11 protein-coding genes are annotated in these 15,963 nt (G+C 60.2%); 1 reads left to right on the forward strand and 10 read right to left on the reverse strand.

Translation table 11 applies throughout. The features are described 5' to 3' along the window. Positions 1–7: 7 nt before the first annotated feature. The 10 genes from BMH52_RS07530 to yaaA all read right to left on the reverse strand — a co-directional run bounded on the left by BMH52_RS07530 (position 8) and on the right by yaaA (position 14,638). Positions 8–1,540 (reverse strand): MBOAT family protein, encoded by a 1,533-nt coding sequence (locus BMH52_RS07530; RefSeq protein ID WP_058409878.1) that lies wholly within the window; start codon positions 1,538–1,540, stop codon positions 8–10. Between the two features lie 189 nt (positions 1,541–1,729). After that, entirely contained in the window at positions 1,730–2,839 is a 1,110-nt protein-coding gene (locus BMH52_RS07535; RefSeq protein ID WP_073843294.1) for a mannuronate-specific alginate lyase, read from the reverse strand. An 8-nt stretch (positions 2,840–2,847) separates the two neighbouring features. After that, complete coding sequence (locus BMH52_RS07540) at positions 2,848–4,296, reverse strand: alginate O-acetyltransferase (protein ID WP_073843310.1); 1,449 nt, start codon at positions 4,294–4,296, stop codon at positions 2,848–2,850. An 11-nt stretch (positions 4,297–4,307) separates the two neighbouring features. Next, positions 4,308–5,876 (reverse strand): mannuronan 5-epimerase AlgG, encoded by a 1,569-nt coding sequence (algG, locus tag BMH52_RS07545; RefSeq protein WP_038448982.1) that lies wholly within the window; start codon positions 5,874–5,876, stop codon positions 4,308–4,310. After that, entirely contained in the window at positions 5,876–7,366 is a 1,491-nt protein-coding gene (locus BMH52_RS07550) for an alginate export family protein (protein WP_019817624.1), read from the reverse strand. Before BMH52_RS07550 ends, algG begins: the two co-directional genes overlap by 1 nt. Further along, positions 7,363–8,784, reverse strand: a complete 1,422-nt coding sequence (gene algK / locus BMH52_RS07555; RefSeq protein ID WP_051661130.1) for an alginate biosynthesis TPR repeat lipoprotein AlgK — start codon at positions 8,782–8,784, stop codon at positions 7,363–7,365. The genes BMH52_RS07550 and algK overlap by 4 nt, the downstream gene beginning before the upstream one ends. Before the next feature lie 110 nt (positions 8,785–8,894). After that, positions 8,895–10,061, reverse strand: coding sequence for an alginate biosynthesis protein Alg44 (locus tag BMH52_RS07560; RefSeq protein WP_014717008.1), 1,167 nt, complete (start codon positions 10,059–10,061; stop codon positions 8,895–8,897). Between the two features lie 37 nt (positions 10,062–10,098). Then, entirely contained in the window at positions 10,099–11,580 is a 1,482-nt protein-coding gene (gene alg8, locus BMH52_RS07570) for a mannuronan synthase (protein ID WP_003188740.1), read from the reverse strand. A gap of 83 nt (positions 11,581–11,663) precedes the next feature. Beyond that, positions 11,664–12,980, reverse strand: a complete 1,317-nt coding sequence (locus BMH52_RS07575; protein WP_014717010.1) for a nucleotide sugar dehydrogenase — start codon at positions 12,978–12,980, stop codon at positions 11,664–11,666. A gap of 878 nt (positions 12,981–13,858) precedes the next feature. Beyond that, positions 13,859–14,638 carry a peroxide stress protein YaaA gene (gene yaaA / locus BMH52_RS07580; RefSeq protein ID WP_019817626.1) on the reverse strand — a complete coding sequence of 260 codons (780 nt, stop codon included), beginning with the start codon at positions 14,636–14,638 and terminating at the stop codon, positions 13,859–13,861. Positions 14,639–14,758: 120 nt separating this feature from the next. On the opposite strand from yaaA, the gene BMH52_RS07585 reads away from it, so the two are divergent. Next, the gene (locus BMH52_RS07585; RefSeq protein WP_073843296.1) at positions 14,759–15,883 is read left to right on the forward strand and encodes a polysaccharide deacetylase family protein; all 1,125 of its coding nucleotides are present in this window, start codon (positions 14,759–14,761) and stop codon (positions 15,881–15,883) included. The last annotated feature ends 80 nt before the right edge of the window (positions 15,884–15,963 follow it).

The following is a 15,963-nucleotide window of genomic DNA, read 5'->3' on the forward strand; positions in this document are numbered from 1 at the left end:
GGCTCCCTCAGAATTGGAAGTAAAGGAACGGCGAGAAACTCTGCGCCGACAGTTTCAGGATCGACGCCACGAACAGCAGCAGCACCGCCGCGCGCATGGCGTAGCGTGGCCAGTCAGCGGTCCAGTAGGCCGGTTGCACGGCAGCGTCACGGCCCACGCTGAAACCGGGCTCGTGGATGCTGCCAGGGTTGTCGCCCGGTACGGCCTTGATCAGGCTCGGGTCGGCTGGCTTGGCCTTTTCGGCAGGGCGGTTGGTGTAGAAGTCGCGCAGGCCGAAGAACGCCAGCGTTGCATAGGCCACCACCAGGGTTGCCACTTGCAGGCCGGTAAGGTTGGCGCGGTTGAGTTCCGACAGTGACCACTCGCCAAAGCTGAACATCGCACCGTACATACGCCCGGCAACGTGCAGGTTTTCGGCGCGGAAGATCACCCAGCCCATCACCACCAGCAGGAAGGTGAAGGCCCAGCGCAGCACATTGAAACTGCGCGGTGCGGTGTTCAGCCCGATGGCTTTTTCAATCGCCAGCCACATGCCGTGCCAGGCGCCCCACACGATGTAGGTGATGTTCGCGCCGTGCCACAAACCACCGAGCAGCATGGTCAGGAACAGGTTGCGGTAAGTGGTCAGGGTGCCTTTGCGGTTGCCGCCCAGGGTGATGTACAAGTAGTCACGCAGCCAGGTGGACAGGCTGATGTGCCAGCGCCGCCAGAACTCGGTGATCGACTGGCTGATGTAGGGCTGCTTGAAGTTTTCCATGAAGCGAAAACCCATCATCAAGCCCAAGCCAATGGCCATGTCGCTGTAGCCGGAGAAGTCGAAGTACAGCTGCGCGGTATAGGCCAGCGCGCCGAGCCAGGCATCGCCTGTAGTGGGGTTTTGCAGGGCGAAGCAATGGTCGGCCACCACCGCCAGGGTGTCAGCAATAAAGACCTTCTTGATGAAACCCTGCATGAACCGCGTGCAGCCCTCGGAGAATTTATCCAGGGTGTGGGTGCGGTTGTTGAACTGATCGGCCAGGTCGCGAAAGCGCAGCACGGGACCGGCGATCAGGTGCGGGAAAATCGCCACGAACGCCGCAAAGTCGATGAGGTTGCGGGTCGCCGGGGTGTCGCCACGGTACACGTCGATGATGTAGCTGATGGACTCGAAGATGTAGAACGAGATCCCGATCGGCAACAGCACGTGAGTGAGGATGAACGGCTCCAGGCCTGCCGACTTCATCATTACATTGATGCTGTCGACGCCGAAGTTGGCGTACTTGAAGTAGCCGAGGATGCACAGGTCGACCGCCACCCCGAGCAACAGCCAGCGCTGCGCCGGCTTGGTGCGTACACCGGCGGCACCGACCTTGAGGCCGATCCAGTAGTTCCACAGCGTGACGGCTGCGAACAGCGCCAGGAAGTCCACTCGCCACCAGGCGTAGAACACGTAGCTGGCAATCAGCAGCAGCAGATTGCGATAGCGTTGCCCGCTCAAATAGTACAAGCCGAGAAAGATCGGCAAGAACAGAAACAGGAACACATTGGACGAGAAAACCATCCCGATCTCTCCATGTTTAACCAACAGTCAAGGGCCAGAGCCCCCCCAAACCCCCCCACGATGTCGGGGGAGGTTGTGATCGTTCCCACGCTCTGCGTGGGAATGCCTCTTGTGGCGCTCTGCGCCACGCTTTGGGACGCACAGCGTCCCGTGCTGCATTCCCACGCAGAGCGTGGGAACGATCAGCGACTAGCTGCCTTTGTTGCCTTTTTCATGCGCCGGGTCGTAGACCTTGGTCAGGTCACCGCCCAGGCGGAAGGTCTTGAACGGTTGCATGCCATGCTTGCGTTCGATCACATCCGGTGCGCAGGTGTAGAGGGTGCAGAAGGGCTCAAGCCAGGCAAATTTCGTGTCTTCCTTGAGGTCCTTCATGTCCTGCTCTTTGCCGTTCTTCTGCTCGAAGATGTCCGGGTCTTTCACCCCGGCCAGCACCTTGTCGCCCAGGCGCTTGAGCGCGCTGTTGTTTTCCTGGCGCAGGTCCACGCCGTTGACCAGCGCAAAACTGGCGATCATCGACAGCGGCGGCAGCGCGTAGTTGTGGTACGACAGGGCGCGTTGCTGGCGCTTCAATTCGTTCGGCAGGAAACCCTGGTCATCGACCTGGTTCACGCCGACCTTGTATTCCTTCACCGCCCAGTCAAACAGGTCGCGGCGGTTGGTAGCGATGGACGTTGCCATCACCGACCAGGCGGCCCAGTACGAGTGGTTGTTAGTTTTTTCCAGGGGCAGGTTGTCCCAGTCGCTCACCACCTGGTCGGCCAGCTTGTTGAACCAGGCTTCGATCTGCTGGGCTTCCTGCGGGTGCTTGGCCAGTGGCTGCGACTCGGAGAACTTCAGGCGCACATAGGCCGAGGCCATGCTGCCCAGCGCCCATTTGCGCATGGACTTGCCGGTGTGATTGAAGTCCTTGGACATCAACGCATCGGCCTTGGCCCATGACACCAGCCAGTTCAGGGTGCATTCGAGCTGCTGTGGACGGCCGTCGCGCATGAACTGCATCACCCGTTTGCTGGTGTCTTTTTCCAGCTTGGTGATGTCGGCGGTGCTGTCGCGAAAGGCTTTTTCCGACTGCACATTCAGGGTCGAACGGGCCTTGTCGGAACCTTCGTACTTGCTGCGAAACTGCAACGGCCCGGTGTAGGGCGTTGGCATGCTGTCGCAATCATTCTTGAAATCGCCGGTCTTGAACGCTTCGATCGGTGCGAAATAGCCCTGGGGTGGACGCAGTGGCGCCGCTGCATTGACGGAACCTGCGAACATGGCCAGGCCCAGCAGGCCAGGGAGCAATAACTTTTGCATAAGTAACCTCACTTCCCGAGTTGGGCGGTCTGCTGACCACCGCTTGGGAATACGTTGCGTGTGCAAATTTTCGCTTCAACCTTCTGCGCCGCAGCGCCCGCTTCGGGGCCCTGCACTTCCACGGCCAGCAAGTTCTGCGAGGCCCAGTCTTCATCGGTGCGCAGTTCAAAGGCGAAACGCCCGTCTGTATCGGATGTTTCGGGTTTCTCGATCTTGATGTCCTCGTGGCGCCCGTTCATGTACCAGAGGGTGGCTTGCAAGGTTTTCACCGACGGATCGGCGAAGCGGATATCGACCTGATGGTTGGCGTTGCGCAGGTCTTTGTTCGCGCTGTTGACCATCAGTTCGTTTTTGCCCGGTTTGAGCGTGGTGCTGGCCGACATCTGCGCGGTCTTGCCTTCGCAGCCGTTGTCCAGCAGCGCCATCATCTGGCGGTAGATGGTTTCCTGGTCGAGGCGGTACAGCGGCGAGAATTCCCAGATCAGTATCTTCGGTGGGCTCTTCTGGAATTCATCGCTGCCCAGGTACTGCAGCATCGAGCCTTCCAGGCCACCGCCGGGGAAGGCGACGTTGAGGATGTCAGCGCCGATTTCTTCTTCGAGGAAGCCGGCGAAGTTGTAGTTCTTGCCGCTGTGGCTGGTGCCCACCAGGGTGATCTGCGGGTTGCCCGAATCGCCGAACAGGTCGCCGTCACCGGCTTCGCCCTTGGGTTCGGTGGTGAACTGGTCCATGTACTGGATCGCATAGCTGGTGCCGCACAGTTGCCCGGCCATGTTGTGCAGGGTGCCGGTCTTGCCCATGCGGCCCGAGCGCTTGGTCTCGAATTCGCGCTTGGGAATCTCGGCATATTCCGGCATCTGCTTGACCTTGGCCGCGACGATTTTCGCGGTGCGCTGGGCGCCGTACGGGGTCCAGTGCTGGTCGCCACGGAAGTAGAAATCGTGGGCCGGCAACTCATCCGGCAGTTGCTCGTTGGTCAGCGGCGACAGGTCTGGCACCACGTAGCCCATCTTGGCGAATCGGCCGAGCATGGTCTTGTAGTTGGTCAGGGCCTTGTCGAAATCGTACCTGGCCTTTTCCTCAGGGTTGAGCTTGTTGCGGTTTACCAGGCCACGGGTCGGCTGGTAGACCACCACCAGTTCCACGCCCTTGCTCTTGAACGCATCGTGCAACTGCTGCATGCGCTTGTAGCCGGCCGGGGTGGTGTCGAACTCGGTGCGCAGGTCTTCCTGGGTACGGAACAGCCAGTCGCCCTGGGCTTGCACCAGGGTGGTGAAGTTCTGCTGGTAGCGCGTGGTGTAGTTTTTCGCGTCATGGGCGGCCGGGCACAGGCTGCAGCAGGGTTCAGCGGTGAAGGTAGGAGCTTTGACTTCATCGGCGCGTACGCCCTGGCTGGCCGCCAGCAGGCCGAGGGTCAGACCCGAGAGGCTCAGCAGTTTGATCATGTGTGGGTGCATAAGGGTCATCCTCAGTCCTGCAATTCGGTCTGGCGTTCGACGGGGTCGATCAGCACGGCTTTCTGCTGGCGAACCAGCAGGTCGAGAATTTCTTCCTGGCGGTCGCCCAGGATGCCGGAGAAGCTGATGCCGCTGGATTTGGTCGGCGCCAGCATCGACACGCGATACAGCTCGATACTCAACGGCGAGTCGATGGACAGCGGCCCGCTGCCGTTACCCGCCAGTTCACCGCCGACCACGATCAGCGAGACCTTGGCGTCGAACGGGTCGAGGGCGATGTCGCGGTCGGTGTCGGTCAAGTCCTTGATGTGGCCGTACACGCCGGTCAGCCCGTTGGCCATCGAGGTGTTTTCGTAGAGCTTGATGTTCACGCTGTTACGCACGCGGATCCCGTGGCGACGGTTGCTGATCACCTTGTTGCCCCACAGCAGGTTGTCGCCGCTCTCATAGAGGGTGATGCCGTCGGTGTGGTTGCGGTAGATCTCGTTGTCGGCGATCAGGTTGTTCACGCTGTTACGGTCGATCACCAGGCCCGAAAGCTTGTTGTCATAGCTGCGGTTGTTGAAGATGAAGCTGTCGTTCACTTCCCGGGAAATGATGATGCCGTGCTTCTTCTTGGTGCCGTACACGGTGTTGTCCGCGATGATCAGGCCGTGAGAACGGTCATGGGGGTCAATGCCGTAGACGATGTTGTCTTTGTAGGTATTGCCCTTGATCACAAAGCCCGTGGTCTCGTAGCAGTAGAAGCCGTACCACATGTCCGAGAACTCGGAGTCGATGATCCAACCGGTCGGCTCGGGGCGCTTGAGCACCTTGGCCATGTTCGGCGTGTACTGGGAAATACTCACCCCGTACGACTTACTGTTGGCGTAGCCGAAGCTGGCCATCTTGGTCTTGGAGATGTAGGTCTCGGTGCCGCCCCAGGCCAGCAGGAATGGGCGGAATTCCTTGGCTGACTTGAACAGCGCCGGGCCATTGGTTTTTTCATCCCAGCCGGTGACCTTGGTGTCGCGCACGAACAGCTGGCCGTCGTTGATCAAAAACGAACCGGCTTGTTGGGACAGGCGCAGTTCCTGGGTATTTTTGTCGATATCGAGGATGCCCTTGCGACCGACCACGATCGGCAGCTTGGCCAAAAAGACACCCGGCGACGTTTCGCTGAAGTACTGCTTGGGCACCTTGCCCAGCAGGTCCTTGAGGTTCATGTAGCCGTCATCGACGAAGATCGCCTGGGGAATGCCATGCTGGCGCACCACCCATTCGGCCATCTTGTTATCGCCGCCGATAAAGTCCTTGAGCGCGTCTTCTTGCATCATGCGGCGGATGCTGATTTTGCCCGCCTTGGTCTTGACGATTTTCTTTTCCATCGCCTGCGCGGTGTAGCCCGACAGGTCGGGCAGCGCCGGTTTGGCCATTTCCAGCGGCGCGGTGGGCGGGCTGGAGATGGTGTAAGTTTTGGCCTGTTGCAGTTCCTTGGCGATGATCGGCGCCTTGGCCGCCGTATCGGCAAACGCTGTGGCGCTGGCCATCAGCATTGCCGCGACGAGTAGGCTTTGAGCATTCATGGCGCAGGCTCCCATCAGAATTTCCAGACCACGTCGACAAACGCGCGGTGCATGTAGGAGTCGACCTGGCTGCCATAGGCATCGCCGGGCTTGAACACGCCGGCACGCAAACGCACCAGGGCTGAAGGCTCGTCGATCGACTGGCTCAGCGCCGCTGGCAGCAAGCCTTTCTTGAAGTACTTGGTGACCACCAGGTCCATTTCTTGGCCGAGGTCTTTCTTGCCGTCTTCCAACGGCAGGGAGGTGCTGGAGAGGATCGCGCCGGTGACGTCATCGGTGTTGTTCTGCACCGCGTCGATGCCGTTGCTGCCCACCGGCTTGTTGCCGTCCACGCGCCAGAACTTGTGGTACACCAGGCTGGCGTCATAGTCCTCGCGCAGCTGCCAGGAACCGAACAGGCTCATGGACTGCATGTTGTTCATTTCGCCGCGAAACGCTTCACCAAAGCGATGCACACGGGACTGGGTGCCGGTCCAATTCGAACGGTTGCTTTGCAGGCCGTTCTGTTCGTACTCGGCACTGGCGCGCGAGTACGCGGCACCCACTTGCCACTGCGGATCCAGGCGCAGGCGCACGCCGATATCGGTGGCCCAGCCGCTGACGTCATCGCTGCGTTTGGCGGAGGTGGGGCGGCTGCCGTCGGCGTTCAAGGCGTTGACCTTGTCGCGGTCGCCTTTCATGCCGGTGATGCTCGCCCAGTAGTTGACGGTGTTGGTGTTGCGCCAGTTGTAGGCGTCGCTATTGGCTTCGATGCCCAGCCAGGTGAGGTCGCCGTTTTCGCGCTTGTCCAGCGGGTCGCTGGCCACACCCGGTTCGGCGTAGTCGAGCTTGCCGTCGTCGTGGGTGTGGTGGCCGCGCAGGCCGATCCACTGGCCCGGTGTCCACTGGTAGGCGGCGTCGGCGTAGAAGTGCTGGCGGTCCTTGTCGACCGGCGACAATTCCTTAAGGTCGGTGCGGTATTCGCTGAAGCGTTCGGCGGCGCCGACATTGGCCTTGAGCAAGGTGGTGTCGAAGGTCCAGTTCAACGCTTCGATGTTGGTGTCGCGCCACTGGCCGTCGTCATTGCGCAGGCGCTGGCGGCCGAACTTGAGGATCTCGCCGGGGTAGGGCGTGAAGCCGCTGTAGCCGACCCAGAACTCACGCAGGGCCAGGTAGTTTTTCTTGGCCTTGCGGTCGTCGTTGCTCGACTGCTGCTCGGTGGTGTCATCGGCCGACGGTTGCAGGGTGTCGGTCTCGATGATGTCGCTAGACACCACTGCCTGGCCCATGGCGTAGGCGCTCCACGCGCCGCTTTCGCCGTAGATCCAGGGGCGCAGGTCGAGGCCGATGCCGTTGACGTCGCCGCCTTTCTGGGTGCCCAGGTCGCGGTCATCTTCAGACTGCGCGGTGGCTTTGACTTCCAGGCCGAAGTTCTTCGCTTCGGTGAGCGCGGCCAGGGTCGGGCACGACCACAGCAGGGCGAAGGACAGGCCGATACCGGCCTTGACGAATGGGTTGAGCTTCATAGGGATTCCTCGCCGTCTTCTTCTTGCAGGGCGTGCAGTTGCAGCGTGCTTTGGGCCAGGGTGCCGCGGGCGGCCAGTTCCTGTTGCACCAGGCGTTGGCCTTCGGCGCGTTGCGCAGGCGTCAGCGGCGCTTCGAGCTGGGTGGCCAGGTCATTGGCTTCTGGCGTGTCCTGGGCCTTGGCCAACTGGCTGAAGACATAGGCGTTCAATGGGTCGGGCTTGGTGCCCTTGCCTTGGGAAAACAGTTGGGCAATGGCGAAGTCGGCGCTGTTCTGGCCGTTGCGCGCTGCGGTCAGCAAGTGGTCCAGGGCTTTTTGCGGGTAAACCTTGCCCAGGTAGCCACGGCGGTAGATCTGGCCGAGGTAGTAATCGGCGGCCACTTCACGGCCCACGGCTTTCTCGAAATGCGCCTCGGCGGCCTTGGCATCGGCGGGCACCCACTTGCCTTCGTAGTAGAGCTTGCCCAGCAGCAATTCGGCGCGTGGCTGGTCGGCGGCGCGGCCGTTGTCCAAGTACTTCATCATCTGCTCGACATCGCCTAGTTCGGGGAAGTCGTAGAGCAGTTGCGCCAGGCTGACCCAGGACGCCGGGTAGCCGGGGGCGATTTTTTCCAGCAACGCCTGGGCGGTTTTCTCGTCCGGGGTACCGAGGGTGGCATCGCCGAGTACGCGGGCGACGCTGTCGACGCGCTGGGCGGTGACGGTGCCACGGCTTACGCCTGCTTCCATTTGCTTGAGCAGTTCGGCCTGTTGTTCCGGCTGCTGTTTTTTCTGATAGACCGTGGCCAGTTCGACGTAGCAGATATCGGTGGTGTTCAGCGCGGCTTTGCAGATGCGCTCCACATCATCCAGATGCTGGTCGTAGGTACCCTGGGTGCGATACAGCAGCACCTGGGCCAGGCCGGCCTCCGGGTAACCCGCCGCCTGCCATTGGCTGATCTGCTGTTGGGCATTCACATTGGGGAAGCTGTGGGGGTATTGCAGGTACAGCATCGCCAGCGGGATCAAGGTGTTGCCTTCGCCATTGGCAAAGGCTTTTTTCAGCAGGCTTTCGGCTTCATGGTGCTCGGCCTCAGTGGCGCCCGGCTTGGCCGCCAACAGGCGACCCAGGCGTGCCTGGGCGCGGGGCGAGGTGTCTGCGGCCGCACGGTAGGTGGCTTCGGCCTGCTTGATTTGCGCTGGGTCGCGGGTGCCGACCTGGATATCGGCCAGGCCCACCTGGGCCTCGCTGTAGCCCAGTTCCGCCAGTTGCTGGTAATTCTGCTGGGCGGTGACGGTGTCGCCGCGTTTCAGCGCTTCATTGGCCAGGCGCTGGTCGGGCAGGCCGGCGCAACCGGCCAGGCTTACGGCCAGTGCCAGCGCGCAGTACGCAGAGGCCAGGTGAAATTTGCTCTGTGTGGGAGCTGGCTTGCCTGCGATGGCATCGCTGCGGTGCAACTGATGCACCGAGTCGCCTGCATCGCGGGCAAGCCCGGCTCCCACAGAGGTCAGCGGTGTTGTTGGAATAGAGTTCACAGGCATGTCCTCGCTTACAGACCGTGAGCCATGGCTTTGTCGATCAGCCAGTTCAGCGATGGGCCACGGTCGCTGGTGACTTCCACCGGGCGGCCGGCGTAGGTGCTGTCCAGCGGTGCGTCGGGCTTGATCTGCACACGGATGTCAGAGGACAGGTCGGCGCTGTTCAGGCTGGTGCTGCTGACGATGGTGCCGGTGCGAACCTGTTCTTCGTCGGCGACCTGGAAGCTCACCGGGGTACCTGGGCGCACATCACCGAACTGGCGATAGCTGAAGCGCGCTTCCACATTGGCCTGGCTGCCGCGTGGCACCAGTTGGAAGATCACATCGCCCTTGCTGGCGTACTGGCCGTCGGCGACCAGTTGCTGGGCGACCACGCAGTCGCACGGCGAAGTCAGGGTGCCGGTCATTTGCTTGCCGAACAGCTCTTCAACCTTGGCCGGTTGCAGTTGGTCTTCGTCCAGGTGGCCCTTGAGTACGTCGAGCATACTGGTGCTGAACGTCGCCAGTGGCGCGCCCTTGGCCGCAACCGAATCACCTTTGAGCAGGCTCTGCACGGTGCCGTCACGGGGCATGGTCACGTTCATGCCCGGTACGCTGACGAGGCCGGCCTGGGCGTGGCTGACGAAGTACATGCCGTAGAGCGACTTGACCACAAAGCCGAAGGCTGCCAGGCCGACCAAAAAGATCGCCAGGCTGAATGTCACGGCGCGCAGGCGACCGAACGCAGTCATGCCGCTGCCGCCGTCCTTGACCTTGCGTGCCTTGGTGAAGTTGTCGCGTTGCAGGGTCGCGAGTACGTCGCCCATGGTCACGATGTCGCCGGACAGGTGCGAAGTGATCAGGTGACGCAGGGTAGAAATATCCTGGGCATCGAGGTTCTGAAACTGGCAGCCGGTGCGGCCGGTCTGGCGGTCGTAGGAGCGGATCTGCAGCTCCACGTCCATGGCCAGGCCGAGGTTGTCGATCACGAACTGCAGGCGGCCCTTGTGCACTTGGCCGATGGTGAGCGGCTGGGTGGCGGTGAAGGCCAGGCCGCCGGCGGACAGGTCGATAACCTTTGCTTCGGTCGGCGTGCGGTCACTGTTGAAGAAGCGCAGCTTGGCCGGGATTTTCACCCGGGCGTGTTGGCGCTGGGCTTCGGATTCGTGGACAACGTTGGCGTTTACTTGGCTGTTCATAGTATTCGATTTCCTAGTTAATTCAGGCTTGGCAGGGTCAGACCATCATCAGCAACACGGCAACGAAGATGCTGCCGGCGGAGAAGGTCATGGTCCGAGACGACCAGGTGTTGAACCAACGTTGAAAGCTGGCCAAATCGCGGGTCAGTTTGGTGTCCTGGCGGGTCCAGGACTGTTGATCAAGGCGGAAGAACACGTAGATCTTCACCAACGCGCCCATGATCTGGTTGTAATAGAGAATCAGCGGGTAGGCCGGGCCGATCTTGTGGCCGGAGCATGACAGCAGCAGGGTGAGGATCAGGCGGGTGATGCCGATCCACAGCAGGTAGGCGAGGATGAAGGCGCCGCCGTACTTGAAAGTGGCAATCATCGCTACGGTCAGGCCGAGCAGGGAGGTCCACATCGACACGCGCTGGTCGAACAGCACCACGCTGGTGAACAGGCCCAGGCGACGCACGCCCAGGCCGAGGGCACGGGAGTTCTGGCGCAAGTTGTTGCCGTACCAGCGGAACATCAGTTTACGGCTGGCCTTGATAAAGCTCTTTTCCGGCGGGTGTTCCACGGTGTTGATGGCGGCGTCCGGCACGTAGAAGGTGTCGTAGCCCAGGCGCATCAGGCTGAACCAGCTGGACTTGTCATCGCCGGTGAGGAACTTGAAGCGGCCCAGGCGCCAGTGTTGCAGCGAGTCGCTTTCCACATCGGCGATAAAGCCCGGGTCAGTCACTACGCTGGCGCGGAATACCGACATGCGCCCGGTCATGGTCAGCACGCGCTTGGACAGGGCCATGGAGCACATGTTGATGTGGCGTTGGGCAAAGCGCAGCTTGTGCCACTCGCTCATGATGTAGCCGCCGCGCACTTCGCAGAATTCGTTGGTGGTCAGGCCACCGACATTGCCGAACAGCTGGAACCACGGCACGGTCTTGCGCACTACGCCTTCGGCGAGCACGGTGTCGCCATCGATCACGGCCACCACGGCGCGATCGTCCGGCAGGTGGCGGGAGATGGCGCGGAAACCAAACGCCAGGCCGTCGCGTTTGCCGGTACCGGCGATGCGCACGAAGTCGAGCTTGACGTGAGCCGGCGGGTTGAGCTTTTCCCAGAGGCTCTTGACCAGCAGCTCATCGGACATTTCCACCAGCGAGCACACCACGGTGGTGGGAAAGCCGCAGTCGATGGCTTCACGAATCACCGAGCTGTAGACCTGGGCGGTGGTCAGCGCGTCGATACGGAAACTGGTGACCATCAGGAACACATGGGACGGGTCGGCGGCCTTGCCCAGCTTGCGCACTTTGCGGCGCAGGTGCGGGTACACCACGTAGAGAAACAGCATGCCGCGAAAGAAATGCGTCGCACCCATCGAGTAGCGCCAGATACCCACAGCGCCAATCAGGAAAATAAAATTCTTCGATTGCGAATCGAAGGTACTCGCCGGCAACAGCAGGGCGAGACCCATCAGCAGGCTGAGAAAGAACAGCCAGCCGGCCGATTGCAGAAATACATGTTTTAACTTGGACATAAGCGTCATCCGCAAGGTGAGGAGGCTTCAGGCTGCAAGCGCTGGGGATAAAGCCACTGGCAGCCTGAAACTTGCCGTTGCTGTTACCAGCAAATACCTTCGGTACGGCCGCTCACGCTGGTGGCCTTGGACATGAAGCCCACCAGGTCGACCACTTGCTTGCCTTCCGGAGCGTTATGCGCCAGGGCACGGAACTTCTCGTCACGGTTACCGAGGATGATCACGTCGGAGTTGTTGATCACATCATCGAAATCCGAGTTGAGCAGGGACGACACGTGCGGGATCTTGCCTTCGATGTAGTCCTTGTTCGCGCCGTGCACGCGGGCGTATTCGACGTTGCTGTCGTAGATGCTCAGGTCGTAGCCCTTGCCGATCAGCATTTCCGCCAGTTCTACCAATGGGCTTTCACGCAGGTCATCGGTGCCGGCCTTGAAGCTCAGACCCAGCAGCGCAACTTTGCGTTTGTCGTGGCTGGAGACGATGTCGAAGGCGTTCTGTACCTGGGACTCGTTGCTGCGCATCAGCGAATTGAGCAGCGGTGCTTCCACGTCCAGGGAGCCGGCGCGGTAGGTGAGGGCACGCACGTCTTTGGGCAGGCACGAACCGCCGAAAGCGAAACCTGGGCGCATGTAGTACTGGGACAGGTTGAGGGTCTTGTCCTGGCAGACCACTTCCATCACTTCACGACCGTCAACGCCGACGGCCTTGGCGATGTTGCCGATCTCGTTGGCGAAGGTGACTTTGGTGGCGTGCCATACGTTGCAGGTGTACTTGATCATTTCGGCAACGGCGATGTCCTTGCGGATGATCGGCGCGTCGAGTTCTTCGTACAGCGATTGCAGCACATCGCCGGAGGCTTTATCGAACTCGCCGATAACGGTCATCGGTGGCAGGTCGTAGTCGGCGATGGCAGTGGATTCACGCAGGAATTCGGGGTTGACCGCAACGCCGAAGTCGACGCCGGCTTTCTTGCCGGAGCAATCTTCCAGGATCGGGATTACCACGTTGGCGACGGTGCCCGGCAGTACGGTGCTGCGCACCACGATGGTGTGGCGGGTGGTCTTGTCACGCAGCACAAAACCAATCTCGCGGCATACCGACTCGATGTAGTTCAGTTCCAGGTCACCGTTCTTCTTGCTTGGCGTGCCGACGCAAATCATCGACAGGTCGGTATCGCGAATCGCCTCGGCGAAGTTGGTAGTGCCACGCAGTCGGCCCGTCTGGATACCCTGGCTCAACAGCTCGCCCAGACCCGGTTCAACAATCGGCGACTTACCGGCATTGATCAGGTCGATCTTTTCCTTGGAAATGTCTACGCCGACCACTTCGTGGCCACGGGCAGACAGGCAACCGGCACACACTGCGCCAACGTAACCCAAACCAAATATGCTGATGCGCATCGCAATTACCTCTTTGTTTAATTCATGCCATTAAATGGCCGGAGTTCATGTTTGCAAGCGTCACTGATGCCGCGAAAGTTAGGCGAATAGACGCCGACTTACCGCGTGCAGGCATGTTGAATAACGAGTGACTAACTATTGCACTCAAGTTGTGCGCAACGAGGCCTTATTATTGGGGCTTGCCCTGAAATGCAGCCGTGCTTCCTTGGAGGAAGGCTCCGGCGCCGGTGCGGCAAGGTTTTGATGCAGGCAAAATGCCTTTTTTATCAATGCCTTGTGTGTTTGCACGGGCTCATTTAGGTCAGCGCTGCCTTGGCCTGCAGGGGATAGCAATGCGTACTTATCGCCACCCTTAACTCGATCAGTTGATGTTATGACCATAGAGCCAAAGTGCTTTATTACAATTTGGCTACTTCCGTTGGTCGCTATGTAAGTCATCTCTTACGTAAGCAGAGAATTTCGTTACCGGTGGTATGAGCGGTGCTTCAGGACGAAGTTCCGGGCCACTCATCCCCTTTCCCGAAATTTTTTGAAATATTAGAAAAGATGGCACTGGTACTATATTGATAGCACTTGCTATTTAGGCCAGTAGTTATGGGGAGTTGGTGCGAGGGGATAGTTTTGTGCCACTACCGTTTAAAAAAAGTGGTGCCACTACGAAAAAAACCGACGGGTGTCGAGTGAAGAAATCGTTAGGGTTGTGTCTGGATGTTTTTCTGGCGCCAAATAAATGACGATTGATGGGGTGGAATGCAGGCAAAAAATGTGGGAGCTGGCTTGCCTGCGATAGCGGTGTATCAGCGACATGTGAGTCGGCTGACCCTCCGCTATCGCAGGCAAGCCAGCTCCCACAGTTGATGTTGGTGGCTGTACAGGCCTTATTCCGGTGCGTGATCGCGCAAAAACACCAGGTTATCCGGCTTGGATTGCTCCGCATTGAAGCGATAACCCTGCACATCGAACTGCTTGAGCTTGGCCGGGTCGTTGATGCGTTCTTCAATCACAAAACGGCTCATCATGCCTCGGGCCTTTTTGGCGTAGAAGCTGATGATCTTGTACTGACCGTTCTTCAGGTCCTTGAACTCGGTATTGATGATCCGCGCGTTCAAGGCCGTGCGCTTGACTGCCGAGAAGTACTCATTGGAGGCCAGGTTAAGCAGCACATCGTCGCCTTGTTCGGCCAGGGCCTCATTCAACCATTCGCTGATGCGTGTGCCCCAGAACGCGTAAAGGTCCTTGCCGCGGGCGTTGGCCAGCTTGGTGCCCATCTCCAGGCGATACGGCATCATCAGGTCCAGCGGACGCAGCAGGCCGTACAGGCCCGAGAGCATACGCAGATGGTCCTGGGCATAGCTGAAATCGGCCTCGCTGAAAGTCTCGGCATTCAGGCCGGTATACACATCGCCCTTGAACGCCAGCAGCGCCTGCTTGGCGTTGGCCGGAGTGAAGGCCGGTGTCCAACTGCCGAAACGCGCGGCGTTGAGGCCACCGATCTTGTCGGAGACGTGCATCAACTCACTGATTTGCGCCGGGCTCAGTTCGCGCAGTTGCTCGATCAGTTCCTGGGAGTGGTCCAGGTACTGCGGCTGGGTGAAGCGCGCAGTGACCGGCTTGGACTCGAAGTCGAGGGTTTTGGCGGGGGAAATCACCATCAGCATGAAGTTGGCTCCTGGAATCGTGGGCGAGATTCTAGGGGTTGGGGCGTTTTGACTCCACCTATGATGGCGATAGATGCGATCCGCTATGATGGGCGGTAACTTTGTAGAGGGAGACCCCGTGTGCGATTAGCGCTTTTATTGTCCGCTTGCCTGCTGTGCCTGAATGCCCAGGCCGCGCCGGTGGATGTCGCCAGCCTGGACCGTGGTACCTGGCCGGAAAAACTCGCCAGCCCGGCGCTGTTCGATGTGGCTTCGCGGGCGGAGATCCTGATGTTCGCCCATGGCCTGCTCGCCAGCGAAGCCCTGGACGACGCGGCGCTCAAGCAACGGCTGGGGCTGAAGATCATCAACCTGGCCGCCATCGATGACCTGCGTCGCCAGCTCTGGCAACGGCTGTTGGAGAACTACACATTCGCCCAGCAGAGCTGCGAAGCAGATGCCTCGTTCTGCTACCTGGTGGAAAACATGGACGATCTGCGCGAGCAGGCCGGCAAGTTCGAGGTCAGTGACAACTCTTTCTATATAGGCTGGGCTGCCCCCAGTCGGCACTTTCATGAGCGCTATCTGGATGAGCTGCTGCGCAAGGCTGCGCTGTTTCCGCAGATCAGCAGTGAAGTGGCGCGCTTTGGCGATCATGAGCGCAATGGCGACGAGCTCAACGATCGCATGTTCCTGCTGACCTTCGACGGTGGCCCGGCGTTGATGGGCGGTAATACCGATTGGCTGACCGACTACCTGCGCAAGCAAAAGATGAACGCCGCGTTCTTCGCCCTTGGCAGCCGTTTGCAAAGCCGTGTGGAGCGCAGTTCTGTCTCGGATGTGCAGGCGCTGTATCAGGGGCAGTGCGTGGGTATCCAGGGGTGGCAATACCGTTCCCATAGCCATTGGGTTGACTGGCAAAGCTCCATCACCCGCAGCGCAGCGCTGGTGCAGAATCTGCTGCCGGAAAACTATGTGCCGCTGTTCCGTCCGCCCTATGGGCAGCGCCGTGCGGACAGCCAGGGCTTCCTCCAGCAACAGGGTTTGCAGGTGGCGTTATGGGACATCGATTCCCAGGACGAGCCGGGCAAGCTCAAGGCCGATGAGTCGGCGCAACGGGTGCTGACGTTGATGCTGCTATGGCGCAAAGGCGTGATCGTGTTTCATGACACCCAGGACAAGGCGCGGGTGGCATTGCCGATGGTATTGCAGGCAACGACGCAGAGTGGCTTGGGTTGGCAGGAGTGTCGCGAGGCATTTCGATGAAGTGCCCGGCTTTGCTGGTGATGGGGTCTTTTCGGGGTGATTTGCTACGACATTTCGATGCAGGCGGACTTCCGACTTTA

Source organism: Pseudomonas sp. BTN1 (assembly GCF_001907715.1).
Taxonomy (GTDB): Bacteria; Pseudomonadota; Gammaproteobacteria; order Pseudomonadales; family Pseudomonadaceae; genus Aquipseudomonas; species Aquipseudomonas paracarnis.